This window comes from uncultured Corynebacterium sp., from assembly GCF_937999985.1.
Taxonomy (GTDB): Bacteria; Actinomycetota; Actinomycetes; order Mycobacteriales; family Mycobacteriaceae; genus Corynebacterium.
Window position 1 is genome coordinate 1 of sequence record NZ_CALLDG010000024.1, and the last position, 5,568, is coordinate 5,568.

Here is a 5,568-nt window from a genome sequence, read left to right on the forward strand (position 1 = left end):
CCAGATCCAGCACTGCCAAGCCGCCCGGAGTGTGGCCCCGTAGCTCGACTACCTGCAAGCCGAGCTCCGGCAGCTGTGCACCAGCCAGGTCCAGTGGTTCCCGGGAACCTTCGTCGTTTCCGTACACCCGATCCGGCGCCACGGGCAGCGCCTCGGCATCCAGGCGCGGCCCGTGGTGGCGGGCGCCTGTCGCCTTTAGGACGTCTGCCAGCGCGCGAGTGTGGTCTGCATGCTGGTGGGTAGTAAGCACATCGGTGATGCGCACACCCAGCCGTTCGGCCAGGCCCAGCAGGTGTTCTGCATCGTCGGCGGCATCCACCAGCAGCGCTTCGCCGCCCCGGCACAGCAACCAACAATTGTTGTCCATAGAACCCACGGTCGTTACTGCGTACGTATGGGCGTCAGAATTAAGAACCTGCACGTCGCGCGGTGCGGAAAGATGGCTAAATTCAGTAACTTGCTGCATGGCACCACACTAGCGATGTCTCGGAGATGGCGTAGACTAGCAGGGTTGATGCTTCAACAATTAAGGAGTAAATAGTGGCCGATCAGCTGATTGTCCGTGGAGCCAGCGAACACAACCTCAAGGGCGTGGATATCGACCTGCCGCGCGACAAGATGATCGTGTTTACGGGGCTGTCCGGCTCGGGTAAATCCTCCCTGGCCTTCGACACGATCTTCGCAGAAGGCCAGCGCCGATACGTCGAATCTTTGAGCTCCTATGCGCGCATGTTCCTCGGGCGCATGGATAAGCCGGACGTGGAGCTGATCGAAGGGCTGTCCCCGGCGGTTTCCATCGACCAGAAGTCCACGAACCGCAACCCGCGCTCGACCGTCGGCACGGTAACCGAGATCTTCGACTACCTGCGCCTGCTGTACGCCCGCACCGGCATCCCGCACTGCCCGGAGTGCGGCGGCGTGATCCAGCGGCAGACCCCGCAGGAGATCGTGGACCAGATCCTGGCAATGGAGCAGGGGCTGAAGTTCCAGGTACTCGCCCCGGTAGTTCGCACCCGCAAGGGCGAGTTCGTGGACCTCTTCGAGGATCTGGCCGCGCAGGGCTACTCCCGCGTGCAGGTCGACGGGGCGGTGTACCAGCTGTCCGATCCGCCGACGTTGGAAAAGCAGGTCAAGCACGATATCGACGTGGTGGTGGACCGCCTGCAGGTTAAGGAATCCCAGAAGCAGCGCCTGACCGACTCGATCGAGACCGCTCTGCAACTGGCCGACGGGATCGTGGTTCTGGACTTTGTGGGACTGCCGGATGACGACCCGCACCGCACGCGCCGCTTCTCCGAGAAGATGGCCTGCCCGAATGGCCACGCGATCCAGCTGGACGAGCTGGAGCCGCGCACGTTCTCCTTCAACTCGCCCTACGGTGCCTGCCCTGCCTGTGACGGCCTGGGCACGCGCCTGGAGGTCGACGAGAAGCTGGTGATCCCTGACGAGGACGCAGCCGTGGTCGACGCGATTGCACCGTGGTCGTCTAGCCCGAACAGCAAGTACTTCACCAAGCTGGTGAACGCGCTGGGTGAGGCGATGGGCTTCGATCCGAAGTCCCCGTGGAAGGATCTGAAGGCCACCCACCGCAAGGCCATCCTGAACGGCCACAAGACGCAGATCAAGGTCAGCTACCGCAACCGCTACGGGCGTTCGCGCACTTACAACGCACCCTTCGAGGGCGTGATGCCCTTCCTGAAGCGCAAGCTCGACCAAACCGATTCCGACTGGTCCAAGGAGCGCTACCGCAGCTACATGCGTGAGGTCGCCTGCCCGACGTGCGACGGAACGCGCCTGAAGCCCGAGGTTTTGGCCGTAACTATTGCCTCGGGCGAGCAGGAACTGTCCATCGCCGAGGTCTCTGATCTTTCTATTGCGGACGCCAGCAGCTTCCTCGACAATCTTTCCCTAAGCAAGCGCGAGGAGATGATTGCCGGGGCGGTTCTGCGGGAAATCCAGGCGCGCCTGAAGTTCCTGCTGGACGTTGGTCTGAACTACCTGTCGATGTCCCGCTCCGCGGGCACGCTGTCCGGCGGTGAGGCTCAGCGCATCCGCCTGGCTACGCAAATTGGTTCCGGCCTGGCGGGCGTGCTGTACGTGCTGGATGAGCCGTCGATTGGCCTGCACCAGCGAGATAATGAGCGGTTGATCCGCACCCTGCAGCACCTGCGCGATCTGGGCAACACCCTGATCGTGGTGGAGCACGACGAGGACACGATCCGCACGGCCGACTGGCTGGTGGATATCGGTCCGCGTGCCGGCGAGTACGGCGGCGAGATCGTCTACCAGGGCGAGCCTAAGGAGATCCTCGACGCGAAGGATTCCCTGACCGGCCAGTACCTGTCCGGTGAAAGGGTGCTGGCTGTGCCGGAGAAGCGCCGCCCGATCGATAAGGACAGGGTGCTGACGGTACACGGCGCGCAGGAAAACAACCTGCAGAACGTGGACGTCACCCTGCCGTTGGGTGTGCTGACGCTGATTACCGGCGTATCCGGCTCCGGCAAGTCCTCCCTGATTAACGGCATTGTGGCGAAGTCGCTGAGCAACACCTTGAACAAGGCGCGCCAGGTGCCGGGCCACCACAAGAAAATCACGGGTACGGAGCATTTGGACAAGCTGGTGCAGGTGGATCAGAGCCCGATTGGCCGCACCCCGCGATCCAACCCGGCCACGTATACGGGCGTGTTCGACAAGATCCGCAAGCTATTTGCCGAGACGACGGAGGCGAAGGTACGCGGCTACACCGCGGGTCGGTTCTCGTTCAACGTCAAGGGCGGGCGCTGCGAGGCCTGCCACGGCGACGGCACGTTGAAGATCGAGATGAACTTCCTGCCCGACGTGTACGTACCCTGCGAAGTCTGCGAGGGCGCCCGCTACAACCGCGAGACGCTGGAGGTCCACTACAAGGGCAAGTCCATCGCCGAGGTACTGGACATGCCGATTTCCGAGGCAGCGGAGTTCTTCGAGCCCGTCACCTCGATTTCCCGCTACCTGAACACCCTGGTGGATGTGGGCCTGGGGTACGTCCGCCTGGGACAGGCAGCCACCACCTTGTCCGGCGGTGAGGCACAGCGCGTGAAGCTGGCCGCCGAGCTGCAGAAGCGTTCCAATGGTCGGACGGTGTATATCCTCGACGAGCCGACCACCGGCCTGCACTTCGAGGACATCCGCAAGTTGATGCTGGTGATCCAGGGCCTCGTGGACAAGGGCAACAGCGTGTTCATCATCGAGCACAACCTGGACGTCATTAAGGCTGCCGACTGGATTGTGGACATGGGGCCGGAGGGCGGTTCGGGCGGCGGCACCGTTGTTGCCGAGGGCACCCCGGAGCAGGTCGCGGAGGTGGAGGCCTCCCACACCGGCCGCTACCTGCGATCCATGCTCTGATCCTGCATCCGGGACTGCTGGGGTTGCTGAGGCTGTTGCTGCATCGGCTGCTGCGGTTGTGGCATCGTCGGTTGCGGCTGCTGCAGGGGCTGCTGCGGAGGCGTCTTGTTTGGCTTCTCGCGGGTAATGGCGGCAACCAGTAGCACCATGCCGCAGATGAGGAACGCCAGAGCCTGCACAAGGCCACCGAGGACGGACAGGTCGTAGAAGACCAGCTTGGCGGTGGCAATGATCGCCAGCAGAAGACCGGGCTTGGAGTTGTTGCGGTACAGCAGGTACACCGCGCCCAACATCCAGCTGACGGAGATCAGCACGTGGGACACCATGAACGAAAGCTTCGTTGTGGAAATGGCCATAGCAACAGCCGGGATTGCCGAGGAAGCAAGCACGAGCGTGACCACGCCGACGACCAACATCGTCACTTCCGAGTTGGACTGCTTACCCGGAATCTCGCGTCCAGCGATTCCCCGCAGGCCGGTCTCGAGGAGGTATTGGTGGCGATACAGAAGTGCCACCGCTAGCGCGAGGCTGACTACCAGGACGATCGCCGAGTCCGGGACACGCATGCTATCTGCCCCGACCCAGCTGCGCGGTGCGTAGGTGAACACCGCTAGGAAAGAGCACATTAGGGAGATCCATGCGACATTCTTAGGCATGCGCGGCAGTCCCCATACAACGGCTGCGGTGTATAGCAGCAGCCCCACAGCGACGATGATGCTCCCATAGCCAAACGCCGAGGCCTCAGCGGGGGTATGCCGTAGCTCAGAATCCAACGCGTACCACTGGAAGAAGCGGATGATGAAGACAATGGGGAGAGTACCGGCGGAGATTATAAAAGCGAACGCATTGGCCAGCTGTGGGGGAAGCGGTTCTGTTCCTGGAATCTGGAAGTCCGCTTGGAAGATGCCACCGTTGACGCGAGCGATGATGTATGCGCACGCAGTTACTAGGGAGATAAAGACAACAGCCGCCCAGGAATTGCTGGACAACAGGCACACCGACGGAATGATCACCACGGCAACTACGCCGCTGAGGTGAAGCTGGCGGGATGCAAACGGTGGGACGAAGCTGATAATCGTCACGAGCGCGAAGCCCACCACGCCGAGCAGGAACGTCGAAAGTATGAAGGGGGCACTCAGCAGCATCGCGCAGATGTAAGTAATGGTCGCGGTGGTCTGAAGCTTGAACCACGGGCGACCCCAGCGGGCTGCGAAGCCGCAGATAGCGGCGGCGATCAGGCTGCCGGCGAAGTAACCATTGTGGATTTCGCGTTGTACTTCCTGGTCGGCGGGGAACATGGAGAGGAAGTTCGCTGCCGCCGGCAGGATGAATAGAGGCGCGAAGGCGGTGACGACCACCGCGAGAATCTCCTTCTTCCAGGCATAAGCCAAAGCCAATGCTCCGGCGCATATGACCACCGTCAGCACGCTACCGAGCGCCTCACCGAACCATCCCAGGTTGAACACCGCGACCCAGAGGTCCGCCAAACCGCCCAGTGTGGCAACTATCAATAGCGCCGACGAGCTCACTCCGTCTGGTTGCTTCTTGTGCACGATCGTCGACGTCACGGCCAGGCCGCCACAGATCACCGCAGCGAGAATCACCGCTCCCTCCGGAGTAAGGATTCCGGAAGCGTAGGCCAGTAGAGCCAGGAAGGTGAGTCCGACAACCGTGATGGAGCCGCCAATGATCGCCAGCAGGCGAGTAACCAGGTCTTCCTTTTCCCACCACTGTTGCAGCTTGTTTGGCTCCTTTGGCTCCTGTTGCTTCGCTGCTGGTTGGGGCTGTGGCTGAGGGGCAACTGGTCGCGGAGCCTGAGGTCGCGATGCCTGCGGGCGGGGTGCCTGCGGGCGCGATGCCTGCGGGCGCGCTGGCGCTTGCTGCTGCGGCGGAGCGGGCTCCTGGCGTGGCGGTTGCGCAGAACGCGCCGGGTGGTGCTGCGCCTGTTGTGGCTGTTGTTGACGCTGAGCCGGCGTGGGCTGAGGTTGTGCGGGCTGAGGCTGCGCTGGTTGAGGCTTGGGAGCTTGAGTCTGCTCCACCTTGTGCTTGGCTGGCGAAGGGGAGTGCTTCTGTGCAGCCTGAGCCGGCGGGGCCTGCAAGTCCGGTTTGGGGCGCGGGGGAGGTGAGGCTGGGGGCGTCACTAAGGAAGAAGAACTAGCAGCGACTCGTTGTGCCTGCGAG

Annotated in this window: 3 protein-coding genes; 1 reads left to right on the plus strand and 2 read right to left on the minus strand. The window is 62.6% G+C overall.

Annotation, left to right across the window (positions count from 1 at the left end; genetic code table 11):
* On the minus strand, nt 1–466 hold a 466-nt coding region (locus tag Q0331_RS01090), incomplete at its 3' end, for an MBL fold metallo-hydrolase (protein WP_298074112.1).
* Between the two features lie 74 nt (nt 467–540).
* Here Q0331_RS01090 and uvrA point away from each other — a divergent pair.
* Nucleotides 541–3,387: an excinuclease ABC subunit UvrA gene (uvrA, locus tag Q0331_RS01095; RefSeq protein WP_298074114.1), complete on the plus strand. Its 2,847-nt coding sequence runs from the start codon at nt 541–543 to the stop codon at nt 3,385–3,387.
* Here uvrA and Q0331_RS01100 read toward each other — a convergent pair.
* Nucleotides 3,366–5,568, minus strand: a 2,203-nt coding sequence (locus tag Q0331_RS01100) for a hypothetical protein (protein ID WP_298074116.1), incomplete at its 5' end; no start/stop codon positions are given. The genes uvrA and Q0331_RS01100 overlap by 22 nt on opposite strands.